Origin of the sequence: Paractinoplanes toevensis, from assembly GCF_018332695.1 — a bacterium.
GTDB lineage: Bacteria > Actinomycetota > Actinomycetes > Mycobacteriales > Micromonosporaceae > Actinoplanes > Actinoplanes toevensis.
In genome coordinates, this window is the sequence record NZ_BOQN01000165.1 from 1 (window position 1) to 1,139 (window position 1,139).

A 1,139-nucleotide genomic window follows, 5' to 3' on the forward strand; every position below is an offset into this window, starting at 1 on the left:
CGCGGTGGTCGTCGACCGCGAGGTGCGCTCCCTGCTGGACCGCATCGCGACGGCGCTGACCGCCGGGCATCCGCGCGAGCTGCTGGAGCAGGCGGCGCTGGCGCTGCTCGACTACATCGAGGACGAACCGCACGGCTTCCAGGTGCTGGTGCGCGAGTCGCCGGTCCTCTCCCCCGCGGGCAACTTCTCCAGCGTGATGAACGACGTGGCGCACCAGGTGGAACACATCCTGGGCGGCGAGTTCAAGAGCCGCGGCCTCGACCCGAAATTCGCCGAGCTCTACTCACAGGCGCTGGTCGGCATGGTGGCGCTGGTCGGCCAGTGGTGGCGCGAGGCGCGCAAGCCGAAGAAGGAGATGGTGGCCGCCCACCTGGTCAACCTGGCGTGGAACGGCCTGTCCCATCTCGAACCGAAACCCGCGCTGCTCACGCGTAAGACGCGCTAGCGAGCGTCGTGCGCCGCGGTCTCCTCGGCCCGGGCCGCCTCATGACCGCCCACCTTGCCGTAGAGAGCGCCGGTAAGTGTGACCAGCCCGAGGACGATGGTCACGATCACGTTGATCATTGACACGTTCAGGACGTTGGCGTCGGTCTGGATGAACGCCATGACCGCCACGCCGAGCCCGCAGAGTCCCCAGCCGAGGACCAGCGCGACATGGTGGTAGACGTTGCCGCCGGCCAGCACGGCGAGCAACAGCAGGACACCGATGATCGTGTAGATCCAGGCCGCGGCGGGGTTGGTCCGCAGCCCGAGCACCCAGTCGGAGCCCCGGTGGAAGAACTCGTCTCCCCAGGTGGTGGCGAGGCCGATGACCCCGAAAAGGGTGAGGTACAAGCCGGCCAGGCCGACCAGAAAGCGATACGTCTGACGCAGGTGGTGATTGAGGGGATAGTGCGCCATCAGGCCGTTCGGCCCTCCCTTACCTGTCGGGGCGCACCGGCCTGCGCGGCGGGCGCGACCTTGCTGTAGAGGCTGACCGTGATGAGCGCGAGCCCGACGATGTAGGTGACGATCACGGTCGCGATGTCCTGCCCGAACACGTTGGCGTCGGTCCGGCTGAAGGCGAGCCCGTAGCTGCCCAGCACCAGCAGGCCGTAGCCCAGATATTGGTCGCCGACGGTGTCGAGGTTGCGGCCGAT

The 1,139-nt window shown here is 67.9% G+C and carries 2 protein-coding genes and 1 pseudogene; 1 reads left to right on the forward strand and 2 read right to left on the reverse strand.

Annotation, left to right across the window (positions count from 1 at the left end; genetic code table 11):
• A partial coding sequence (locus Ato02nite_RS48450; protein ID WP_213013514.1) for a TetR/AcrR family transcriptional regulator occupies positions 1-445 on the forward strand: 445 nt, incomplete at its 5' end.
• Here the strand turns inward: Ato02nite_RS48450 and Ato02nite_RS48455 are convergent.
• Both Ato02nite_RS48455 and Ato02nite_RS48460 read right to left on the reverse strand, forming a co-directional pair.
• Positions 442-900, reverse strand: coding sequence for a DUF4383 domain-containing protein (locus Ato02nite_RS48455; RefSeq protein ID WP_213013515.1), 459 nt, complete (start codon positions 898-900; stop codon positions 442-444). The genes Ato02nite_RS48450 and Ato02nite_RS48455 overlap by 4 nt on opposite strands.
• Positions 900-1,139: pseudogene (locus tag Ato02nite_RS48460) on the reverse strand (DUF4383 domain-containing protein); the annotation flags it as partial. The gene Ato02nite_RS48455 and the pseudogene Ato02nite_RS48460, both read right to left, overlap by 1 nt.

Bases quoted from the DNA above. Each gene is read 5' to 3' on its own strand.
- Ato02nite_RS48455 (WP_213013515.1), bottom strand. From the start codon at position 900: ATGGCGCACTATCCCCTCAATCACCACCTGCGTCAGACGTATCGCTTT.